Origin of the sequence: Rossellomorea marisflavi (genome assembly GCF_001274775.1) — a bacterium.
Taxonomy (GTDB): domain Bacteria; phylum Bacillota; class Bacilli; order Bacillales; family Bacillaceae_B; genus Rossellomorea; species Rossellomorea marisflavi.
Genome location: NZ_LGUE01000001.1, coordinates 1,430,416 through 1,452,497, shown reverse-complemented (window position 1 = coordinate 1,452,497; position 22,082 = coordinate 1,430,416). Strand labels below are relative to the sequence as shown.

The window sequence follows — 22,082 nt, the reverse complement described above, 5'->3', positions numbered from 1 at the left end:
ATGGTAGTAGGAGATTTCCCAATCGAAACAGATACTATAGTAGTCGGTGCAGGTCCTGGTGGATATGTAGCTGCCATCCGTGCGGCACAGCTTGGACAAAAAGTAACAATCGTAGAAAAAGAAAATCTTGGCGGGGTTTGCCTGAACGTTGGATGTATCCCTTCCAAAGCCCTTATCACAGCGGGTCACCGCTTCCACAGTGCTCAGCATTCAGATGACATGGGTATCGTTGCTGAAAACGTAAAAGTGAACTTCGATAAAGTTCAGGAGTGGAAAGCCGGCGTCGTGAAAAAACTTACCGGTGGTGTAGAAGGCCTTCTTAAAGGAAACAAAGCGGATATCGTCCGCGGCGAAGCATACCTTGTAGATGCCAACACACTTCGTGTAATGGATGAAAATTCAGCACAGACCTATACGTTCAAAAACTTGATCTTGGCTACTGGATCTCGTCCGATCGAAATCCCTAGCTTCAAGTTCTCTAAACGTGTAATCGATTCTACTGGAGCTCTAGCTCTTAAAGAAGTACCGGGCAAACTCGTTGTCATCGGTGGAGGTTACATCGGTACGGAACTTGGTACAGCTTATGCCAACCTTGGTTCTGAAGTAACGATCCTTGAAGGCGCTGACGATATCCTCATGGGCTTCGAAAAGCAAATGACAAGCATCGTGAAAAAAGGCCTCAAGAAAAAAGGCGTGGATGTTGTAACAAAAGCTATGGCTAAAGGCGTTGAAGAAAGCGACAACGGCGTAGTCGTGAAATACGAAGTGAAAGGCGAAGAGAAAACAGTTGAAGCGGATTATGTTCTTGTAACTGTTGGACGCCGCCCTAACACGGACGAAATCGGTCTTGAAGAGCTTGGTGTTGAAATGAGCGACCGCGGTGTCATCAAAGTCGACAAACAATGCCGCACAAACATTTCAAATATCTTCGCAATCGGAGACATCGTTGATGGTCCTCCACTTGCTCACAAAGCATCATATGAAGGTAAAATCGCTGCAGAAGTCATCTCTGGTGAACCTGCAGAAGTTGATTACCTTGGAATCCCTGCGGTTTGCTTCACAGATCCTGAACTAGCGACTGTAGGTCATTCTGAAGCTTCTGCAAAAGAAGAAGGAATCGAAGTAGTTGCAGCGAAATTCCCGTTTGCAGCAAACGGACGTGCCCTTGCTCTTAACGAAACAGAAGGCTTCATGAAGCTGATCACCCGTAAAGAAGACGGACTCATCATCGGTGCTCAAATCGTTGGTGTCGGTGCTTCTGATATGATCGCTGAACTTGGTCTTGCAATCGAATCCGGCATGACAGCAGAAGATGTTGCCATGACGATCCATGCTCACCCGACTCTAGGTGAGATTTCAATGGAAGCTGCTGAAGTAGCAATGGGAAGCCCAATTCACATCATGTAATACACAAAAAAGATGATCCTCATCAGAGGGTCATCTTTTTTTTAATCATACCAATGGGAGATTGCCTGGGCCACCGGCTTGACGATGCTATTCTTGTTCGTTGATCCTTCGATTTCACATATGACCTCGTTGTCTTCTATGACTAATATGGCAGGGGAATCGGGCGTCTTGTCCAGCACGGGCTGATCTTCAGAGGAACGGGCATTGACGACTTTAAGGTGCTTCAGGCTCTCCGGATGCTTAGACTTGAGTTCCAGGATGGCATCATAATAGGGGATTTCACTCGTGAGATTTTCATCATCCGTGAAGAATAGCACCTGCTTCCTGATCATTTCATCAGTTGCATGGGTCACTTTTTGGGAAGAGACCCCACTGCAGGAACTTAAGAGGAGAGCTGTCGATGCGATCATTAGAAAACATATGCGCTTCATACATCTTCCTTCTTTCTATGTAGGATGGTATGGAATGTAAAATAATGACTATTAACACTGTCTTATGGACCATTCTATCATACAAATATCCTCTATGCGGAAAGTCATGGAAATGTTACAGAATTGAAAAGACAATCATACTGATATTTCTTTGGGCAGAATATAGTATAGATATAGGCCTTCATTTTCATGGTAAAGGATGTCGTCGGATGAAAGTATATATTGCCTTCCTCGTTCAGCTGATGTTATGGAGCGTGTTTTATATTGCCGAATGGTTCTCGACAAAAGATCATGTTGAGTATAAGTGGATCATGTTTGCCCTGTTCTTCTATCTCTCCTTCCTCGTAGCAGGGAAGATCGTCCAATCCAGAAAATTGACCCTGTTCATTACTTCTTCCAGCCTGTGCTGTTTCTTTGCTTTCAAAGTTTTGTTTGAGGGGGTTCTTCAGCTTATTTAGCCGATTGCAGATAGGAAAGATTAGAATATTTTCCAGATGTCACAAGTTTATGTTAAAATGTTCAAAGTGACATTGGAAAGGTGTTTGATGGTATGAAGAAATTAGTCGTATTAATTGTGTTCTTATTTGTGTTCCTTGGTGCCTGCTCGAGCGGTGAAACGGCTTCAAGCACTACAAAGGAAAAGAAGGAAGAACCAAAAAAAGAAGAGGCTGCTTCAAAGGAAGCCACGGATGAAGAAAGCAGTGAAGAGAAAGTAGAGGAAGAAGAAACTCCTGCAGTGGTTGAACCCGAATACGTGGTGAATGAAAACACGTGGACGATCGATCCCATCAAAGATGCGAACAAAAAAGTCGCCCTCCTCACATTCGATGATTCTCCCGACGAGCATGCAGTGAAGATTGCCGAAGATTTGAAGGAGATGGGTGTGGGCGCCATCTTTTTCGTGAACGGACATTTCCTTCAATCAGATGAAGGAAAGGAAAAGTTGAAGAAAATCCACGATATGGGATTTGAGATCGGCAACCATACATATAATCACAGTTCTCTGAAGGACCTGACACCTGAGGAGCAACGGAAGGAAATCGTAGAGCTGAATGATCTGGTAGAATCGATTATTGGTGAACGTCCTGTCTTCTTCCGCGCACCCTTCGGACAGAACACCGATGAGAGCAGGGAAGTAGTCAAAGAAGAGAAGATGACCCTCATGAACTGGACATACGGGTATGACTGGGAAAAGGCGTACCAATCAAAGGCCGCCATCTCGGACATCATGGTCAACAGTCCTTATCTCGGGGATGGGGCAAATCTGTTGATGCATGACCGGACATGGACGGCAGAAGCAGTGCCCGATATCGTGAAAGGTCTTCAGGATAAAGGATTTGAAATCCTCGATCCGGCAAAGATCAAAACAATCGAATAGGCGTGAAATCATGAAGAGGAAGGGACAAAACTAAAAAAGGCCCCTTTAATGCCGAACACGATCAGTATAGGATCTTACTACCGCTCATGATCTCCGTGCAAGACTTCGCTTTCCGCGGGTAGCCCGTGAGCCTCCTCGGCACGCCTGCGGGGTCTCACATCAGCTACTCTTCCCGCTGGAGTCTTCGTCTTGCACTCCGATCAACCGCTGGAAACGATGAAATTTGAATGTTCATTAAACAAATTTAAAACCCGAATCAATTGCTTTATTGTAGGCAAATGATTTGGGTTTTACTATGACTAATACAAATTTGTCTCAGCTTCTTTTTTGATTTTAAGGAGGCGTCATCTTCTCATTAGAGCGCTAGGCAATCACTCACGGAATGGCAGTGATCGACCAAAGCACCTGACGGAATGGGGCGACTGAAATCTGAGGGGGTTGGACATAAGCACATTTAGTCTATTTTCAAAAAAATAAAGAAATCGCACACATCAAAATGTAATCGCATACATACACTTATTAGTATGGAGGAATAATGGGGTTTTGAAGAATAAAGTTATACAATTTAAGGTTGATTTTCTAATTGTGTTATAATATTATAGAATCAGATAAAACGCTTACACCAAAACAGAAGGGAATGAACGTAATGGGAACAATCGTTTGTCAATCATGTCTGAACACCATTGAGCATTATGAGGATGAAAAGGTTTCTGTTTTATTCTCTAACTGCTGTAACTGTGAACATGATGTGGAACTTGATGATTGATCGATGATATAAAGAAAAGGATGAAGAGCGACAGAGGCTCTTCATCCTTTTTTTATCAACGGATTGCACGATGTTCCTTGATGACGCGAAGATGGCGTAAATCATAATCTTCTGGTCCTTGTACAGGCAGTCCGGCTTCAATATTCGTTTTGATGTATTCGATATTTTCCTTCGTGATGATCTCACCCGGAATAAAGATCGGAATCCCGGGAGGGTACACCATGATGAATTCTGCAATCGTCCTTCCCACCGTTTCGTCGATGGGGATGACTTCGGTTTCTGCATAAAAGGCATCCCTCGGCGTGATGGATAGTACGGGGATGTCAGGCAGCATGACCGTGATCGGATCGCGGGCTCCGTCCTGTTTCAACTTTTCGGTAAGCTCTTTGAGTGCACTTACCAATGTGGAAGCGTCCTTTTCGGTATCACCCGGTGTGATGATACAAAGGATGTTATAAAGATCGGATAATTCCACCTCGATATTATGGGACTCCCGCAGCCATTTTTCAGCATCGAATCCGCTGATTCCGAGATCCTTTACAGAGATGATCAGTTTGGTTGGATCATAGTCGAAGGTTGCTTTTGTACCAAGGATTTCTTTCCCTACGCAATACAGCCCTTCAATGCCATTGATTTCATCCCGCATGCGTTCGGCAAGGTTGATGGTTCTTGAGATAAGCTCGTGACCTTCAGTGGCAAGACGCTTCCTCGCCACATCCAATGAGGCAAGAAGCAGGTAGGAAGTCGATGTCGTCGTCAGCATGCTGAGAATGGTCTGAACCCTTTTGGGTGAAACAAGACCATTCTTCATATTGAGTACCGAACTCTGCGTCATGGACCCTCCCAGTTTGTGCACGCTGGTTGCAGCGAGATCTGCGCCGGCCTGCATGGCAGAAAGGGGCAGGTCATCATGAAAATGGATATGAACGCCGTGCGCTTCATCTACAAGGACAGGAACATCATATGAGTGGGCGATCTCCACGATTTTCTTCAGATCTGCTGATATTCCGAAATACGTCGGATTGATGACGAGAACGCCTTTGGCATCGGGATTCTGTTCCAGGGCGCGGGCAACGGCATCTGTTGTGATCCCGTGGGAAATCCCCAGATTCTCATCAATATCCGGATGGATGAAAACAGGGGTCGCACCTGAGAATACGATGGCGGACATGACGGATTTATGAACATTACGCGGAACGATGATTTTATCTCCGGGTCCGCATACACTCATCACCATGGTCATGATGGCGCCGCTCGTCCCTTGCACTGAGAAGAACGTATGATCAGCGCCAAAGGCTTTCGCAGCCAGATCCTGGGCTTCTTTGATCATTCCCTTCGGCTGGTGCAAGTCATCCAACGGGGCAATATTGATCAGGTCGATGGAAAGAGCATTTTCACCGATGAACTCCTTGAATTCAGGGTCCATCCCTGCCCCCTTCTTATGACCGGGGATATGGAATTGTACAGGGTTTTTTTTACTATGATTCATTAAGCCGGTAAATAACGGCGTATCATGCTGGGACAATGTAGTAAACACCTCTTTAAAGTCTTCTTGAACTATTCATTATACTAGAAAACAGACAGTTGTACTAACAAACATATGAATTATAGCATTTCACCCATTCTTTGCATAGTGGTGTGTGACTTCCATTCTGAATGACCAGGTTCTGGGAAGGATTTTTGCCATCATTGAAGAATAGGTGAGTAAGACAGGAGGGATATAGGATGGAATGGAGTACAAGGGTGACAGACAAATTAAAGATTACATACCCCATCATTCAAGGGGGGCTGGCTCATCTCGCTTACGCAGAGCTTGCGGCAGCAGTTTCAAATGCGGGTGGCCTTGGACAGATCACGGCTATGTCTATGGAATCCCCTATGGAGGTCAAACGTGAAATCCAAAAGATCAAAACCATGACCGATAAACCGTTCGGTGTGAATTTTGCCATCGGTCAGCATGGCCGTCCATACAAGGAGTATGTGGAGGCAGCTATTGAAGAAGAGGTCCCGGTGATCTCAGTAACTGGTGGAAATCCAGCTCCGATATTGGAGCGGCTTGAACGAACGGAGATAGTGAAATTGGTTCTTGTGGCTTCGAAACGACAGGCTGTCAAGGCAGAACAGCTCGGTGCCGATATCGTCATGGTGGTGGGGCAAGAGGGAGGGGGACATCTCGGCAAAGGAGATGTCGGGACCTTCGTATTGATCCCTCAAGTGGTCGATGCCGTGTCGATCCCAGTAGTAGCGAGTGGAGGAGTAGGGGATGGAAGAGGATTGATGGCCGCCCTTTCCTTTGGTGCCGAAGGGGTCGAGATGGGGACGAGATTCATCGCCACAAAAGAATGTGTACATGCGTCCGATGCGTATAAAAGCGCCTTGATTGCAGGAGATGAGAATGGTACAGTGGTAATTAAACGAACTCTCGGAGCCCCGGCGAGGGTCATCTTGAATGACTGGACTTCGGCAATACTCGATAGAGAAAAAGAGAATGCCGGATATGAAGGACTGAAGGATTTCATCAGCGGTGAAGCCAACCGGAAGTTTGCTCAAGAAGGAAAAACGGCCGAAGGGTTTGCATGGGCAGGTCAGGTGATGGGATTGATCAAAGATATCCCTACCGTGGACGAATTGATGTCCCGTATGATCCTAGAGGGTGAGAGTATCCGTCGTAAATGGTCGTAAGGAGTGTAGATGAATGGAATACCAATATCCCTTTGATATTGATTGGACAACAGAAGAGGTCATAGACGTGATCGCCTTCTTTGAATCGATTGAACAAGCATATGAAAAAAGCATCGATCGGGATGTATTGATGAAGAAATACAAGCGTTTTAAGGAAATCGTACCAGGTAAAGCAGATGAAAAGAGAATCTGCGACGAGTTTCAGCAGTCGAGCGGTTATTCGTCCTATCATGTCATCAAAAAGATGAAGGACCAGCCGGAAAGCGGTAGGATCTCATTGTAACAAAAGGCGGCCTTGCTTCTCAGCAGGCCGCCTTTTGTTTGAGCCCATTCCCTTGTCCCTGACAGGTTTAGCTCATTTTATATAGGGGTAAAAGTGTTTCAAAGGCGTCGGTGATCCTGTCCATCAATTCCTCACCGCTCATCTTTGTCACCGTATCCCGATCCAGATGGAGTCCGCAAAGCAACTCAGCTTTTTTGACGGTTTGAACCCTTTTGGCAAGGGTCAAGAGGTCATCCTTGCTCATGGATCCGTAAGGGGTGGCACCCGGTTTCATGTGATCGCCGGACCAGACGAATCCCTCTGGTATCATCTCTGGAATTTCGTCTATGTGCTGTTCGATTTTCCGGCCGAAAGCAGCCTTGCCCGGTGCCTCATAGATCATGGCGAACCAGATGAACAGATGGGTACCCCATAAGCCGATCTGGAAGTGAGGGTGTTTTTTATACCCCCTCTTATCGGATGCAAATGCCACCCACGTATCATTTGGCGGGTTGACTGAACGTCTCGCATGCTTTGCAACATGATAGTGGAATTCATCCCCTGTCATAACCGCAAGGGAAGGGGCGAAATGTTGACCGAGGAGGTCCAATTTCGGACGGACCCTCTCCACGATCGCTTCCATCCTGGCATCGAGGCCATCGATCGAGAATACGTTAAAATCTTCTTCTGTAAATCCATTGAATTTCATCTTTAACCCTCCTTGTACAAGGCTATCGTAGCATAAAGGAATGGGAGGGTGTAGCCAGGATGCTTTGCAGATAGGTAATGGCACATTTTAGTTACAAGATGGAGAATTTCTCATAACATGTAGTAAATATTATCAGAACAATCAGATAAAACTTCCGGAAGGGGTGTAGGAAAATGAAACAGGTAATGAATACGTCTAAAAAAAGGGATGTCCAACAGCAAAGGATGAATGTGTTGAGGTTGGAAATGGACTATGAACTTGCCGTCCTTTTTGAAGCCATCCAGATGAATGATGAACAACTTCAGAGCAATTCAAAGCAAAAATTGATGGGCATCCGTGAAGAATTGATGAAACTGAAGGCTTTATAGAATCGCTTTCCTAACGAGGTAAATACTAAAAATGATGAATACAAGTTAAAAAAACGGATCCTGAATGGAGTCACTCAGGTCCGTATTTTTGTGCCTCGACCCTGATGGCCAAGTGCTGTTGCTTGAAAGAGCCTCATTTTTCCATTACACTTATGAGCTAAAGGAAGTCCACGCTCATCCGATACATAGGAGGATTGCTTGCATGACAAACTGGATTGAACTCGACCAAAACGTGAGAAGCTGGATCAAGGAAGCCGGAGAGCGCATCCGCACATCTTTTGATTCGGAGTTAAGCATTAAAACGAAGTCTAATCGTAACGATCTTGTGACCGATATGGATGAGGCGACAGAGAAATATTTCACTGAAGCCATACGACATACATACCCCGATCATCAGATTATGGGAGAAGAAGGCTTCGGAGACGATTTACATACACTCGAAGGAGTCACATGGATCATTGATCCCATCGATGGAACCATGAATTTCGTTCACCAGCAGCGGAATTTTGCCATTTCAATCGGCATCTATGACGGAGCTGTCGGGAAGCTTGGTTATATATATGATGTCGTGCATGATGAGCTATACTTCGCCAGTAAAGGAGAAGGGGCGTTCATGAATGGTCAGAGGCTACCGGAACTGGAGGCAGTACCCGTAGAGGATGCCATCGTTGCCCTCAACGCCCTTTGGGTAACGGATAACAAGCGAATCGACCCTTCAGTGCTTGGCCCGCTTGTCCAAAGGGCAAGGGGAATCCGGTCATACGGATCTGCGGCAATCGAAATGGCCTACATTGCTGCCGGCAGGCTTGATGCGTATCTAACCATGAGGCTTGCTCCCTGGGACTTTGCAGCTGGCAAGATCCTGATCGAGGAGGTCGGAGGAGTAGTGACCGATCTTGAAGGGAATGAACTGGATCCCCTTAAAAAGAGTTCGGTGTTCGTCGGAAAGCCGGAACTGCACCAAACGATCTTGAATACGTATATCAAAAAGTAGTTCAATAAAAAAGGTGCCGAGTGGAGGGGTTTCTCCTATCGGCACCTTTATTTTTTATAATCTTCCTTCTTCCCTATAGCGCTTCTTTGTTTTGAAACCGAATCCCATGACGACGATAAGGGCGATGAAACTCCCAAGGGCTAGTAAGATGCTTTGCAGACTTATGGATATGGCAATTCCCATGAGGGAGATGGCCGCTAATAGTGAAAACAGGACAAAAATCCATTTTATATTCCCCATTTTGATACCTCCGTTGAATGAATATGCTTGCTATACGTATGATTTTACCCTTGCGGGAAAGAATGTGCAATGTCTGCAGCCTGTAAATGTAAGGGTTTGCGAGAGAAATATTTATTAGGGGTTTTATAAACGCTGTGCTATAATGGTCTAGTTGAACAGAAATCAAGTCAGGAATGAAATCCAATATATTCAGGAGTGGAAATATGAACTTAAGAAATGATCTTAGAAATATAGCAATTATTGCTCACGTTGACCACGGTAAAACAACATTGGTCGATGAGCTGTTGAAGCAATCCGGTATCTTCCGTGAAAATGAAACTGTATCGGAACGTGCCATGGATTCAAACGACCTTGAACGCGAACGCGGTATCACGATCCTTGCGAAAAATACTGCGATCCAATATAAAGATACGCGCATCAACATCCTGGACACACCTGGACATGCCGATTTCGGTGGAGAAGTGGAACGGATCATGAAAATGGTCGATGGTGTCCTTCTTGTAGTCGATGCATACGAAGGCTGCATGCCTCAAACGCGTTTCGTACTGAAGAAAGCACTCGAGCAAAACCTTACGCCGATCGTAGTCGTAAACAAAATCGATAAAGATTCTGCCCGTCCGGAAGAAGTCATCGACGAAGTACTGGAACTATTCATCGAGCTTGATGCCAATGACGAACAGCTTGAATTCCCTGTAATCTATGCATCGGCCATCAGCGGTACGGCAAGCACGGATCCGGATCCGTCCAAACAAGATGAGAACATGCAGTGCCTGTATGAGTCCATCATTGAAAACATTCCTGCACCGGTTGATAATCGTCAAGATCCACTTCAATTCCAAGTGGCCCTTCTCGATTACAATGACTATGTGGGACGTATCGGTATCGGACGTGTGTTCCGTGGAACGATGAGAGTAGGTCAACAGGTTTCATTGATGAAACTTGATGGATCCATCAAATCATTCCGCGTTACCAAGATCTTTGGTTTCCTCGGATTGAAACGGGTTGAAATCCAAGAAGCCAATGCCGGAGATTTGATTGCTGTATCAGGTATGGAAGACATCAACGTTGGGGAAACCGTTTGTCCGGTTGAACATCAAGATCCACTTCCGGTCCTACGTATCGATGAGCCTACCCTTCAAATGACGTTCCTTGTGAACAACAGCCCATTTGCAGGTCGTGAAGGTAAATTCGTCACTGCAAGGAAAATCGAAGAAAGACTTCTATCCCAACTTCAAACGGATGTAAGTCTCCGTGTCGAGCCGACTGATTCACCGGATGCTTGGACAGTATCAGGTCGTGGGGAGCTTCACCTTTCCATCTTGATCGAGAACATGCGTCGTGAAGGATATGAGCTTCAAGTATCGAAACCAGAAGTCATCGTACGTGAAGTGGATGGAGTGAAATGTGAGCCGGTTGAACGCGTTCAAATTGATATTCCTGAGGAGTTCATGGGCGGTGTCATCGAATCACTCGGACAGCGTAAAGGTGAAATGCTCGACATGATCAATAACGGAAACGGTCAGGTTCGTCTTGTATTCATGGTTCCTGCACGTGGATTGATCGGATACTCTACTGAGTTCATGACACTCACAAGAGGGTATGGTATCATTAACCATACATTCGACAGCTATCAACCGCTTCAGCAAGGTCGCGTAGGTGGCAGACGCCAAGGTGTCCTTGTATCAATGGAAACAGGTAAAACCACTCAATACGGCATCATGCAGGTTGAGGACCGTGGTACGATCTTTGTTGAATCCGGTACAGAAATCTATGCAGGTATGGTCGTAGGTGAAAACACTCGTGAAAATGACATCACAGTCAACATCACGAAGATGAAGCAAGCGACGAACGTCCGTTCAGCTACGAAAGATCAGACCGTGACAATCAAAAAAGCACGAATCATGACACTTGAAGAGTCACTCGAATATCTGAATGATGATGAGTACTGCGAAGTGACACCTGAATCCATCCGTCTTCGTAAGAAGATCCTTGATAAGAGCGAGCGTGAAAGAGCTGAGAAAAAGAAAAAAACAGCTGATAAGTAAGGAATAAGCGTTAAGGGGGAGAAGGGCATGGATGTAACGGAGAGGTTATCCTTTTTTGCATCCCTTTACCGTGTTGATCAGAACGCGGAACTGGGGATGTGGCTATTGTATCTGACCATCATCGGTCTATCCATCCTTGTGTACAAGCTGGGATTCGCCAAGAAACTTCCGATTGCCAAATCGATTGTGATCTATCTTTTTCTTGTGATGGGATGCACGGTCTTGACGTTCCTCGGGATTTTCCTCCCGGTGGCGGAGGGACTGGTCATCGCGGCACTGATTCTCATCATCTATAAGGTGCGCCTGAACAACGAAAAGAGAAAAGGGAATATCTGACGAAACCGTACCCCATCATCTTGAAGCACTCCCGCATCACCGTCAAAGGGGACGGAAAAACAAAAAGGCAGCAGTCATATAATTGACTGCCGCCTTTTTTTTGTAAACATTTCGTAAAGCATAGGCATGGATGCACCGAAAGCAAGGTGACCGATCGTCCATAGGGCGATGGCTGCCATGTCGTCCATAGGAGGAACCTCCTTCAGGGCGAGGTAAGACAAGGGAAAATACAGGAAGATCGTCGGTACTGTCAAGATGTAGGAAAACCACCAACGCCAAGTCTTATCAAGGTTCCATCTGTCCAGCACCCAACCGTAGAGCATCCCGATGAAGACGGCGATGATGAGGTGAAACAAAAATTCCATCCATTCTGGCCAAAGGATGCTGCCGAAGAAAGGGAGGAAGTCTACATTCAGTAACAATGTATAAACCTCTATATCGGTCATGAACTGAAACGCTTTTAATACAAGACCCAAGAATGTTCCTGCCAACAGCCCGATCAATGCGCCCTTACCCATTAAAAGTCATCATCCACTTTAGGGGAGCGGTACAGCTTGAAGTTGCCGGAAGCTGCGCGTTCTTCGGTTCTTTTTTTGATGCGCTCATTGCATTGATTACACATATATGTGTGAATAGGGCGATTCCTCAGTCGTTTTGCTTGTAGCGAATAATCCTCAATGTTATCAATTACATCGCATAGTGCGCATTTAACTCTCATATGTGACACCTCGATTCAATTTCTCATTAGTCATAGTATATCATGTGCGGTCCCGGTCGTCTTGCGTCGGTTCATAAAGATGAGGAAAATAAATACATGCAACTGTATGAGAGCTCTGATATACTGAAGGTGTAAGATTCCGAGGCCACAGTAGAGAGTCTAGGGGGGATTGGATGGCAAACCAGGTAGAACATTCGCTTTTTCCCGATTTATATGATTGTTTTCAGTCAGAGAGATTCGTCACGCTGTCCACGGTGGATTTCGAAACCGGTGGACCGAATGTCAGTGCGATTTCATGGATTTATGCAAAGGACGAAACGTCTCTCCTGTTTGCGGTAGACCAAAAATCGAGGATCATTCAAAACATAGGGCAAAACCCGCTGACAGTGGTCAATGTCATTGCGAACGGGTCCACTTATTCCATTTCAGGGAAGTCGTCCGTTCTGTTGCCGCGCCTGGAAGGAGTCCCGCTCAAGGTATCGCTCATCAAACTGGCGATCGATGAAGTGAGGGACGTGATGTTTTATGGCTCCAAAATCTCTGTAGAACCCGTGTATGAAAAAACCTATGATAAATCTGCGGCGGAAAGATTGGACCGCCAAGTGTTAGAAGCCATGAAAAGGGCATGATGCCTCTTCATGGCTTCTTTTTGTTCAGTCAATCTTGTCGTAGGATTGCTTTTCTTGTTCTTTTTTGAGCTCCCGATCATTAGACTTGTTCATATCCCCTTTAGGGTTATCTGGACCATTTTCGGGATTCGTATCCTTAAGGGACTTGGGAACTTCGGGCATGAGCCTTCCCGATATATCGGATAGTTCATTGAAGATCCCTTGGAGAGGCCGTCCGTTTTGGACATCCTTGCTGATTTCTTTCAGTCGGGCATACAGGTCGGGATCAGCCACAATAACAGCTTGTGCACCATACGGATCTTCCTGAAGGGCTTCAGCCACGGAGTATTTGATCGTGCCGACCTGAGACCTTTCAACTTCAGCGCCGACATCGATTCCGACGAAGGCATACTTCCCGATGACGACGGCAGTGGCATCATGGACATTTGGGATTGATGTGCTCAGGTTGACAAGATGTTCTGAAATCTGTTGGCCTGACTTTCGTTCCACCCGCTTGGGGATATTGCTGTCGTTAACGGTGATCGGCTGATTACCGGAACGCTCACCCTGAGCTTCATCGGTATTTCGGGCACAAGCCGTGATGAAGGTGAAGGCCAGAAGGAGCAGGATGAATCTGTTCATATACAAACCTCCCTGATTAGGATCATTCTTTCTTCTTATTGTGTAATGTTCTTCTATCTTTATACGCTCGTACATATATTTGAGAAACGGGCCGTCCTATTAGGTAGCTGGAATGACCGGAAGTCGAGAGGCTACATACAATAGTGTTAAGAATAAGGAGCAGGAGGCATCGATTTGAATAAAATTTATGTACTGGATACCAATGTCTTATTACAAGATCCACAGGCCATCTTTTCCTTCCAGGATAATGAGGTGGTCATCCCAGCCGTTGTACTCGAAGAAGTGGATTCGAAGAAGCGTTATATGGATGAAGTCGGAAGAAACGCAAGACATGTATCGAAACTCATAGATCAACTTCGGCAAAACGGAAAGCTCCATGAAAAAATTCCTCTCTATACAGGCGGCTCCCTGCGGATCGAATTGAATCACCGATCCTTCCAGCAGCTTCAAGATATTTTTGTAGAAAAAACAAATGATAACAGGATCATAGCAGTGGCAAAAAACCTTTCCCTCGAAGAAGAAGCGAAAACCGGAGGGAAGACGGTCATCCTCGTCAGTAAAGATACCCTTGTCAGGGTGAAAGCCGATGCCATCGGATTGATTGCGGAGGATTTCCTCAGTGACCGGGTGGTGGAAGTGAATGATGTGTACACCGGTTTTGAAGAGGTGTATGTTGATAAAGAGGTATTGGGTCGATTCTACGAGAAGGGGGAGCTTCCCCTGTCGGAGGTCAGCGCACACAGATTATACCCTCACGAATTCATCATTTTGAAAGATGCACTTGGAAGTTCGGCTTCGGCACTCGGGAGGGTGGATCAGCAAGGGCAGAAGCTGAGGAAGCTCGTATACGATCAGGAGCATATGTGGGGGATCAAGGCGAGGAATGTGCAGCAGCTCATGGCGACTGAACTGCTCTTGAGGGACGACATTTCACTAGTGACCATGATCGGGAAGGCCGGTACCGGGAAGACGCTCCTCGCACTTGCGGCGGGATTGCTTCAGACCGAGGACTTCCACAAATTCAATAAGCTATTAGTGGCGCGTCCCATCGTGCCCGTCGGAAAGGATATCGGCTATCTTCCTGGCGAAAAACAGGAAAAGTTGAGGCCGTGGATGCAGCCGATCTTCGACAATCTGGAGTATCTGTTCAATGTCAAGAAGCCCGGTGAGTTGGATGACATCCTTGCAGGCATGGCTTCCATTGAAGTGGAGGCACTCACCTATATCCGCGGCAGGAGTATCCCGGATCAATTCATCATCATTGACGAGGCTCAGAACTTGACGAAGCATGAAGTCAAGACAATACTCACCAGGGTGGGGGAGAGGAGCAAAATCGTCCTGATGGGAGATCCCGCACAAATTGATCATCCATATCTGGATGAATACAATAATGGGCTTACGTATGTGGTGGAAAAGTTCAAGGATCAGACGATCGCCGGTCATGTCAGATTGATGAAGGGTGAGCGATCAGGTCTCGCCCAGCTTGCGGCAGATTTGTTATAACAAGGAAAAGCAAAAGACGGCCTCGGGGTGAGTATCCCTCGAGGCCGTCTTTGTATGGTTTATTCGATTCGGAATGCCTTGACCGATGTGATGGGATCCGTTTGATTGGACCCGTCTCCGTAATAGGCATGGACCGGCCCGTTTTCTTTAAGGGGCCGTCCGTTCAACGAGAAGCCGAGGATCAGGTCCCGGGCTTCTGTCATAGTCATCGCATGTTCCCCGTTATCCGTCTCGATGACAACAGTGGCAGCGTCAGCGTGAGGCTCTGCGTTTTTCAGGAATGGAGCGAATGGGATGCCGAACGTTCCAGTCAAGACCCTCTCTTTTTCATATTTCTTTTCCGTCTTCAGTGTAGGAGGGTATGTGGCACCTTCCTGGATTTCCCTTGACCAGTGGCGGGATACGGCTTTCGTATATTCTTCAAGTTCATCGATCGCTTCTGTCGTCTGTAAGAAATAGGTCGTAAGATCCACTTTTCGGTCGTCAAAGATCCAGACGCCTGCATCTAATGTGATGGGAAATGCAACATTCCCCTTGATTGGTACGATGGTTTCCATGTATTGATCTCCCCTTCTGGATGATACCTAAAGTATACAGGTTGATATCCTATTTGTCACATGGATTGGAAGTGTTTTCAGGGCTGGCTTTAGGGAATGATAATGAATACTTAGGAGGGGATACGATGACACAAGCACAAAAAATCCTTGAAGAACTCATTCGGCAAGCCGCCCCGTATACAAAAGAAGGACGGGTCGCCGATTATATTCCTGCACTGAAAGAGCAGGATGCGGATGATCTGGCGATTTCCATTCACTTTCTGGATGGAAGGACATGCTATGCCGGATCACATATGAAAAGATTCACGCTGCAGAGTGTGTCCAAGGTGATCACACTGGCATTGGTGTTGATGGACTGTGGGCAGGAAGAGGTGTTTTCCAAGGTGGGGATGGAGCCTACGGGCGACCCTTTCAACTCGATTGCAAAGCTCGAAACGAACAAGCCGTCAAAACCGCTCAACCCCATGATCAATGCCGGTGCACTGGCGGTGACTTCCATGATCAAGGGAGGGACATGCAGTGAAAAGTGGGAGCGGCTCATTGCATTCATCAACCACATGACGGGGGATGATGTGACGTATAACCGGGAAGTGGCGGAATCCGAGCTCAAAACGGCCGATCTCAACAGGGCCCTCTGTTATTTCATGAAGCAACACGGGGTGATCGATATCGATGTGGAAGAACTCCTGGATCTCTATACGAAGCAATGTGCAGTTGAAATGAACTGCATGGATCTGGCGCGGATCGGAGCAGTCTTTGCCAATGACGGGGTGGAGCCGGGGTCGGGGAGGCGCATCATCACAAAGGATACGGCAAGGATCTGCAAGACATTCATGGTGACATGCGGGATGTATAACCGTTCAGGGGAATTTGCCATTAAAGTAGGCATTCCTGCCAAAAGCGGTGTTTCCGGAGGAGTGATGGGTGCGGTACCCGGCAAATGCGGAATCGGCCTCTTCGGTCCGAGTCTTGATGACGTAGGAAACAGCGTTGCAGGTGTGAAAATCCTCGAGATGCTGAGCTCTCAATATTCCTGGAGTATTTTCTGATCTCTGATTTCTTCAATCCGCTCATTCATATGATTGTCATAGACTGGTGTCACAATCTCTGTTTTCTCTTGCATTTTGCCCTGTTTAACGATAAAATTTTAAGACAGAATGTTATTTGTTCGGAATGGGGTGGACGACTGTGGCGTCAGAAATGACCATCAATCATAGAGAAAAGGCCTACGAGCTACTGAAGGCCGATGCAGATAAAATCTTGCAACTGATCAAAGTTCAAATGGACAATTTAACGATGCCTCAATGTCCTTTGTACGAGGAAGTATTGGACACTCAGATGTTCGGCCTTTCCCGTGAAATTGAATTCGCGGTCCGTTTGGGACTTGTGGATGATGGAGATGGCAAAGAGTTAATTGATTCTTTGGAAAGGGAACTTTCTGCCCTTCATGAAGCATCGACAAAAAAGTAAAATAGACATGACAACTCAAACAATACCTCATACTGTTGTTTGAGTTTTTTTATTAACCGGTATACATAAAGATATGGATGGTAAAGGATTGAAGAGCTATGTTCAAAAAAATATTGAAATCATACGACTACTCACTGATCGGGGTCTATCTGTTGTTGTGCATATTCGGCCTCGTGATGGTATACAGCTCCAGCATGGTCGTTGCTGTAGAAAAGTTCGGTCTGGAAAGTGATTATTTCTATAAGAAGCAATTGCTGAATCTCGTCATCAGCTTTGTGGCTTTCCTGGCTGCAGCCTGGTTTCCTTACAAGGCGTTCAAAATCGGAAAGGTCCTGAAGACACTCATGCTTCTGGTCATCGCCCTTCTTATATCCGTTCACTTTTTCGGAAGCGTCGTCAATAACGCAAAAAGCTGGATCGACCTCGGAGTCATGAGGATTCAACCTTCCGAGTTCGCGAAGCTTGCCGTCATCATCTACCTTGGATCCGTCTATTCAAAGAAGCAGGCATACATAAATGATCTCAACAGAGGATTGGCACCACCCCTTGTATTCCTTGGTTTCATCTGTTTCATCGTCTTCCTGGAGCCAGACTTCGGTACCGCGGCGATTATCTTCCTCATCGGTCTGATCGTGATACTTTGTTCCGGGATCAATCATAAGACATTCTTGAAACTCGCGGGTATGGCGGTGGCGCTGCTGGTCGTTGTATCCCCGATCATCTACCTTGCCCGGGGACATATCTTCACAGAGGTAAGGATGAACAGGATCAATGCCTACCTTTCCCCGTTCCAGGATGCACAGGGGATTGGGTATCAGCTCGTCAATTCCTACCTTGCCATCGGATCGGGCGGGGTCAAGGGACTCGGTCTAGGCCAGAGTGTACAGAAGCTCGGATATATCCCTGAGCCTCAGACGGATTTCATCATGGCGATCATAGCCGAAGAACTGGGCATCTTCGGAGTGGCATTTGTCATCCTTGGACTTGCCTATATCGTCCTCAGGGGGATCTATATCGGAGTCAAATGCCAAGATCCTTTCGGCACGATGATCGCCATCGGGATTTCCAGCATGATCGGGATCCAGGCTTTCATCAATCTCGGAGGGGTGTCAGGACTCATTCCTATTACAGGGGTCCCGCTTCCGTTCATCAGCTATGGAGGCTCGTCCCTTCTCGTCCTGTCCCTTTCACTTGGCGTGTTGGTGAACGTCGCAATGTTCAATCGTTATGAAGAAAAATATAAAACAAAGAAGGAAAATGACATTCCTTCGGAGAATATGTCTAATAATCGGAATTTTTATAAGATGTAAATGTAGAAAAATGCGGTTTTTCTCATTGAATGCCAATTCATTCATGCGTTGAACATGACTGCTTTGTCTAGGGTCTGCCCCCTAAGATACTTCTTTCGGGTCAGTCCTTTTTTCATAGAATGATAGATGAAGACATCAACCATGAAGAGCAAAAGGAGAGATTGTATGAAGAAGATTCAAAAAGTATTAGTAGCCAACCGTGGAGAAATTGCCATCCGGGTCTTTCGGGCATGCACCGAGCTGAATATCCGCACTGTCGCTGTGTACAGTAAAGAAGATTCGGGCTCCTACCATCGCTATAAAGCGGATGAAGCGTATCTTGTTGGGGAAGGGAAGAAGCCGATCGACGCCTACCTTGATATCGAGGATATCATCAGGATCGCCAAGACGGCAGACGTCGATGCAATCCATCCCGGCTACGGGTTCTTATCCGAAAACATACATTTTGCCAGGAGATGCGAGGAAGAAGGCATCATCTTCGTCGGACCGCACACCAAACATCTTGATATGTTCGGTGACAAGGTCAAGGCCCGTCAGCAGGCAGTAGAAGCCAATATCCCCGTCATCCCGGGTACCGACGGACCTGTTCAGTCACTCGAAGAAGTCATCAGCTTCGGTAAGGATAACGGATTCCCGATCATCATCAAAGCTTCCCTTGGCGGGGGCGGACGCGGAATGCGGATCGTTCGAAATCTTGAAAGCCTGAAAGAGGCGTACGAGCGTGCTAAATCCGAAGCAAAAGCTGCCTTCGGTAACGATGAGATCTATGTTGAGAAATTCGTTGAAAAGCCTAAGCATATCGAAGTCCAGATCCTCGGGGATGAAGACGGGAATATCGTCCATCTCTATGAGCGGGACTGCTCGATCCAAAGAAGGCACCAAAAGGTCGTCGAGGTGGCACCATCGGTTTCCCTAGGAGATGACCTCAGGGAAGAGATCTGTGAAGCGGCAGTAAGATTGATGAAAAACGTCGACTATGTGAATGCAGGGACGGTCGAGTTCCTCGTGTCAGACGGACGCTTTTATTTCATCGAGGTCAATCCACGGGTACAGGTCGAGCATACGATCACCGAAATGGTGACCGGCGTCGATATCGTCCAATCACAGCTCCTCATTGCAGAAGGGCACCCGCTTCACGGAAGCAAACTCGGCATCCCAGAACAAGAAGATGTGAGGACGAACGGATTTGCGATTCAATCCCGTGTTACCACCGAGGATCCTTTGAATCAATTCATGCCTGATACTGGCAAGATCATGGCCTACCGTTCAGGAGGGGGATTCGGTGTCAGGCTCGATGCAGGGAACGGCTTCCAGGGGGCTGTCATCACTCCGTATTATGATTCCCTCCTTGTAAAGCTATCAACGTGGGCCCTCACGTTCGAGCAGGCCGCGAGCAAAATGGTGAGGAACCTCCAGGAATTCAGGATCAGGGGAATCAAGACCAATATCCCGTTCCTTGAAAATGTCGTGAAACACGAAAATTTTGTGACGGGCAAGTATGATACCTCATTCATCGATACAACGCCTGAACTCTTCCTCTTCCCGAAACGGAAGGATAGGGGTACGAAAATGCTCACCTACATCGGGAATGTCACGATCAATGGTTTCCCAGGTGTAGAGAAAAGGAAAAAACCGGTTTTCGCAAAACCGCGTATTCCTTCCTTGCAAAATCCGGTAGCGGAACCGGCAAGAGGGACGAAACAGATCCTCGATGAAAAGGGGGCAGAAGGCCTTGTCGAGTGGGTGAAGGAGCAGAAGTCGGTCCTCCTTACCGACACAACCTTCCGAGATGCCCATCAATCTCTTCTCGCGACCCGCGTGAGGACGACCGACCTGAAGGCAATTGCCGAGCCGACGGCTGAATTGCTGCCGGATCTCTTCTCCTACGAAATGTGGGGAGGAGCCACCTTTGATGTTGCGTATCGATTCTTGAAGGAAGATCCATGGGACAGGCTCCTGACCTTGAGGGAGCGGATTCCGAATGTCCTCTTCCAGATGCTTCTCAGGGCGTCCAACGCAGTGGGCTACAAAAACTATCCTGATAATGTCATCCGTGAGTTCGTGGAGAAATCAGCATATGCTGGTATCGATGTGTTCAGGATCTTTGACAGCCTCAACTGGGTGAAAGGAATGGAAGTCGCCATCGATGCGGTGCGCCAGAGCGGAAAGATCGCAGAAGCGGCCATCTGTTATACAGGGGACATCGAAGACGAAACGCGTGCCAAATATAATATCGATTATTACAAAGAGATCGCAAAGGAATTGGAAGCAAGCGGTGCCCATATGCTGGCGATCAAAGATATGGCGGGTCTCCTCAAGCCTCAGTCAGCTTATCGTCTGATTTCCGAGCTTAAGAGCACGGTTGACTTGCCTATCCATCTCCATACACATGACACAAGCGGAAACGGGATCTATACGTATGCAAAAGCCGTTGAAGCAGGAGTGGACATCGTCGATACAGCTCTCAGTACAATGTCTGGCCTGACCTCCCAGCCTAGTGCCAACACGCTCTATTACGCGTTGAAGGGGACGGAGCGGGAGCCACAGGTGGACGTCCAATCCTTAGAGACCCTGTCTCATTATTGGGAGGATGTGCGTAAGTATTACACAGATTTCGAAAGCGGAATGATGTCACCTCATTCAGAAGTCTATAAGCATGAAATGCCGGGGGGACAATACAGCAATCTGCAGCAACAGGCGAAGGCTGTCGGGCTCGGCGACCGCTGGGAAGAAGTAAAGAACATGTATGCGAGGGTGAACCAGCTATTCGGTGATATCGTCAAAGTGACCCCTTCCTCAAAAGTGGTGGGGGATATGGCCCTCTTCATGGTACAGAATGAACTGGACGAGGAAACGGTACTTCAAAGAGGCGAAAAGATCGATTTCCCTGACTCAGTCATCGAACTGTTCGAAGGCTATCTCGGTCAGCCTCACGGTGGCTTCCCTGAGGACCTACAACGAGTCATCCTCAAAGGCCGTACACCGATCACGGTCCGTCCGGGGGAACTTCTGGATGACGTGGACTTCAATGCTTTGAAAGAGAAGCTATTTGAAGATCTGAAACGTCAGGTGACGAGCTTTGACGCTCTAGGGTATGCCCTTTATCCGAAAGTCTTTATGGAATATGCAGGTATGGTGGATCAATTCGGAGATATTTCCGTACTCGATACGCCGACCTTCCTTTTCGGCATGAGGCTCGGTGAGGAAATCGAAGTCGAGATCGAAACAGGGAAGACGCTGATCGTCAAATTGGTCTCGATCGGACAAGCCCAGGCGGATGGTACAAGGGTCGTTTACTTCGAATTGAACGGTCAGACGCGTGAAGTGGTGATCAGGGACGAAAGCATTAAATCCACTGTTGCCGTCAAAATGAAGGCCGATCCTAAAAAAGAATCACATCTCGGTGCATCCATGCCGGGAACCGTCATCAAAGTTATTTCTGAAAAAGGGGAGAAGGTCCAAAAAGGAGATCACCTCATGATTACAGAAGCGATGAAGATGGAAACGACGGTTCAAGCCCCGTTCGCGGGAACGGTGAAAGAAATCTATGTTTCAAACGGGGATGCCATTTCCCCTGGGGATCTATTGATCGAAGTAGAGAAATCCTGATAGCAAAAAAGATTCCGGTCCATGGAGGACCGGAATCTTTTTCTGTT

Annotated in this window: 24 protein-coding genes; 16 read left to right on the top strand and 8 right to left on the bottom strand. The window is 47.0% G+C overall.

All coding sequences use genetic code 11. The features are described from left to right. Positions 1-1,407, top strand: a complete 1,407-nt coding sequence (gene lpdA / locus AF331_RS07285) for a dihydrolipoyl dehydrogenase (protein WP_048004197.1) — start codon at positions 1-3, stop codon at positions 1,405-1,407. A 41-nt stretch (positions 1,408-1,448) separates the two neighbouring features. Here the strand turns inward: lpdA and AF331_RS07280 are convergent, their stop codons facing one another. Beyond that, the gene (locus AF331_RS07280) at positions 1,449-1,817 is read right to left on the bottom strand and encodes a hypothetical protein (protein WP_160316496.1); all 369 of its coding nucleotides are present in this window, start codon (positions 1,815-1,817) and stop codon (positions 1,449-1,451) included. Positions 1,818-2,047: 230 nt separating this feature from the next. On the opposite strand from AF331_RS07280, the gene AF331_RS07275 reads away from it, so the two are divergent. From AF331_RS07275 to AF331_RS21800, 3 genes are all read left to right on the top strand, one after another. Beyond that, a complete protein-coding gene (locus AF331_RS07275; RefSeq protein WP_053427429.1) occupies positions 2,048-2,296 on the top strand; it encodes a hypothetical protein in 249 nt (82 codons plus the stop codon). A gap of 92 nt (positions 2,297-2,388) precedes the next feature. Then, the gene (locus tag AF331_RS07270; RefSeq protein WP_053427428.1) at positions 2,389-3,216 is read left to right on the top strand and encodes a polysaccharide deacetylase family protein; all 828 of its coding nucleotides are present in this window, start codon (positions 2,389-2,391) and stop codon (positions 3,214-3,216) included. A 637-nt stretch (positions 3,217-3,853) separates the two neighbouring features. Beyond that, positions 3,854-3,982, top strand: a complete 129-nt coding sequence (locus tag AF331_RS21800; protein ID WP_373922374.1) for a GapA-binding peptide SR1P — start codon at positions 3,854-3,856, stop codon at positions 3,980-3,982. Positions 3,983-4,037: 55 nt separating this feature from the next. Here the strand turns inward: AF331_RS21800 and AF331_RS07265 are convergent, their stop codons facing one another. After that, positions 4,038-5,507 carry an aminotransferase class I/II-fold pyridoxal phosphate-dependent enzyme gene (locus AF331_RS07265; protein ID WP_053427427.1) on the bottom strand — a complete coding sequence of 490 codons (1,470 nt, stop codon included), beginning with the start codon at positions 5,505-5,507 and terminating at the stop codon, positions 4,038-4,040. Between the two features lie 200 nt (positions 5,508-5,707). On the opposite strand from AF331_RS07265, the gene AF331_RS07260 reads away from it, so the two are divergent. After that, a complete protein-coding gene (locus tag AF331_RS07260) occupies positions 5,708-6,664 on the top strand; it encodes an NAD(P)H-dependent flavin oxidoreductase (RefSeq protein WP_053427426.1) in 957 nt (318 codons plus the stop codon). A 13-nt stretch (positions 6,665-6,677) separates the two neighbouring features. Further along, positions 6,678-6,947: a UPF0223 family protein gene (locus tag AF331_RS07255; protein WP_053427425.1), complete on the top strand. Its 270-nt coding sequence runs from the start codon at positions 6,678-6,680 to the stop codon at positions 6,945-6,947. A gap of 67 nt (positions 6,948-7,014) precedes the next feature. Here AF331_RS07255 and AF331_RS07250 read toward each other — a convergent pair whose 3' ends face one another. Beyond that, complete coding sequence (locus tag AF331_RS07250) at positions 7,015-7,635, bottom strand: YktB family protein (RefSeq protein WP_053427424.1); 621 nt, start codon at positions 7,633-7,635, stop codon at positions 7,015-7,017. 173 nt (positions 7,636-7,808) lie between these two features. Between AF331_RS07250 and AF331_RS07245 the strand changes: the two genes are divergently transcribed. Then, a complete protein-coding gene (locus AF331_RS07245) occupies positions 7,809-8,003 on the top strand; it encodes a hypothetical protein (protein ID WP_053427423.1) in 195 nt (64 codons plus the stop codon). Positions 8,004-8,205: 202 nt separating this feature from the next. Next, positions 8,206-8,997, top strand: a complete 792-nt coding sequence (locus AF331_RS07240) for an inositol monophosphatase family protein (protein WP_053427422.1) — start codon at positions 8,206-8,208, stop codon at positions 8,995-8,997. 54 nt (positions 8,998-9,051) lie between these two features. On the opposite strand, the gene AF331_RS07235 is transcribed toward AF331_RS07240, so the two are convergent. Next, positions 9,052-9,237 carry a YlaF family protein gene (locus AF331_RS07235; protein ID WP_053427421.1) on the bottom strand — a complete coding sequence of 62 codons (186 nt, stop codon included), beginning with the start codon at positions 9,235-9,237 and terminating at the stop codon, positions 9,052-9,054. 203 nt (positions 9,238-9,440) lie between these two features. Here AF331_RS07235 and typA point away from each other — a divergent pair, with 203 nt between their 5' ends. Both typA and AF331_RS07225 read left to right on the top strand, forming a co-directional pair. Then, positions 9,441-11,282 carry a translational GTPase TypA gene (typA, locus tag AF331_RS07230; protein WP_053427420.1) on the top strand — a complete coding sequence of 614 codons (1,842 nt, stop codon included), beginning with the start codon at positions 9,441-9,443 and terminating at the stop codon, positions 11,280-11,282. Positions 11,283-11,309: 27 nt separating this feature from the next. After that, positions 11,310-11,618 (top strand): YlaH-like family protein, encoded by a 309-nt coding sequence (locus AF331_RS07225; RefSeq protein ID WP_048004185.1) that lies wholly within the window; start codon positions 11,310-11,312, stop codon positions 11,616-11,618. Between the two features lie 74 nt (positions 11,619-11,692). Here the strand turns inward: AF331_RS07225 and AF331_RS07220 are convergent, their stop codons facing one another. Continuing rightward, positions 11,693-12,136 (bottom strand): hypothetical protein, encoded by a 444-nt coding sequence (locus AF331_RS07220; protein WP_053427419.1) that lies wholly within the window; start codon positions 12,134-12,136, stop codon positions 11,693-11,695. Continuing rightward, positions 12,136-12,336: a YlaI family protein gene (locus tag AF331_RS07215; RefSeq protein WP_053427418.1), complete on the bottom strand. Its 201-nt coding sequence runs from the start codon at positions 12,334-12,336 to the stop codon at positions 12,136-12,138. The genes AF331_RS07220 and AF331_RS07215 overlap by 1 nt, the downstream gene beginning before the upstream one ends. 173 nt (positions 12,337-12,509) lie before the next feature. Here AF331_RS07215 and AF331_RS07210 point away from each other — a divergent pair, with 173 nt between their 5' ends. Beyond that, positions 12,510-12,965: a pyridoxamine 5'-phosphate oxidase family protein gene (locus AF331_RS07210; RefSeq protein WP_053427417.1), complete on the top strand. Its 456-nt coding sequence runs from the start codon at positions 12,510-12,512 to the stop codon at positions 12,963-12,965. Positions 12,966-12,989: 24 nt separating this feature from the next. Here AF331_RS07210 and AF331_RS07205 read toward each other — a convergent pair whose 3' ends face one another. Further along, positions 12,990-13,586, bottom strand: coding sequence for a YhcN/YlaJ family sporulation lipoprotein (locus AF331_RS07205; RefSeq protein ID WP_053427416.1), 597 nt, complete (start codon positions 13,584-13,586; stop codon positions 12,990-12,992). A gap of 174 nt (positions 13,587-13,760) precedes the next feature. On the opposite strand from AF331_RS07205, the gene AF331_RS07200 reads away from it, so the two are divergent. Further along, positions 13,761-15,089, top strand: coding sequence for a PhoH family protein (locus AF331_RS07200; protein WP_053427415.1), 1,329 nt, complete (start codon positions 13,761-13,763; stop codon positions 15,087-15,089). A 59-nt stretch (positions 15,090-15,148) separates the two neighbouring features. Here AF331_RS07200 and AF331_RS07195 read toward each other — a convergent pair whose 3' ends face one another. Further along, complete coding sequence (locus tag AF331_RS07195; protein WP_053427414.1) at positions 15,149-15,646, bottom strand: hypothetical protein; 498 nt, start codon at positions 15,644-15,646, stop codon at positions 15,149-15,151. A gap of 125 nt (positions 15,647-15,771) precedes the next feature. On the opposite strand from AF331_RS07195, the gene glsA reads away from it, so the two are divergent. The 4 genes from glsA (at position 15,772) to pyc (ending at position 22,035) form a co-directional block, all read left to right on the top strand. Beyond that, positions 15,772-16,695, top strand: coding sequence for a glutaminase A (gene glsA, locus AF331_RS07190; RefSeq protein WP_053427413.1), 924 nt, complete (start codon positions 15,772-15,774; stop codon positions 16,693-16,695). A gap of 151 nt (positions 16,696-16,846) precedes the next feature. Continuing rightward, positions 16,847-17,116 (top strand): YlaN family protein, encoded by a 270-nt coding sequence (locus AF331_RS07185; protein ID WP_285806125.1) that lies wholly within the window; start codon positions 16,847-16,849, stop codon positions 17,114-17,116. Between the two features lie 98 nt (positions 17,117-17,214). Then, positions 17,215-18,426 (top strand): FtsW/RodA/SpoVE family cell cycle protein, encoded by a 1,212-nt coding sequence (locus tag AF331_RS07180; protein WP_053427412.1) that lies wholly within the window; start codon positions 17,215-17,217, stop codon positions 18,424-18,426. 165 nt (positions 18,427-18,591) lie between these two features. Beyond that, positions 18,592-22,035: a pyruvate carboxylase gene (gene pyc, locus AF331_RS07175; RefSeq protein ID WP_053427411.1), complete on the top strand. Its 3,444-nt coding sequence runs from the start codon at positions 18,592-18,594 to the stop codon at positions 22,033-22,035. Positions 22,036-22,082: the final 47 nt, after the last annotated feature.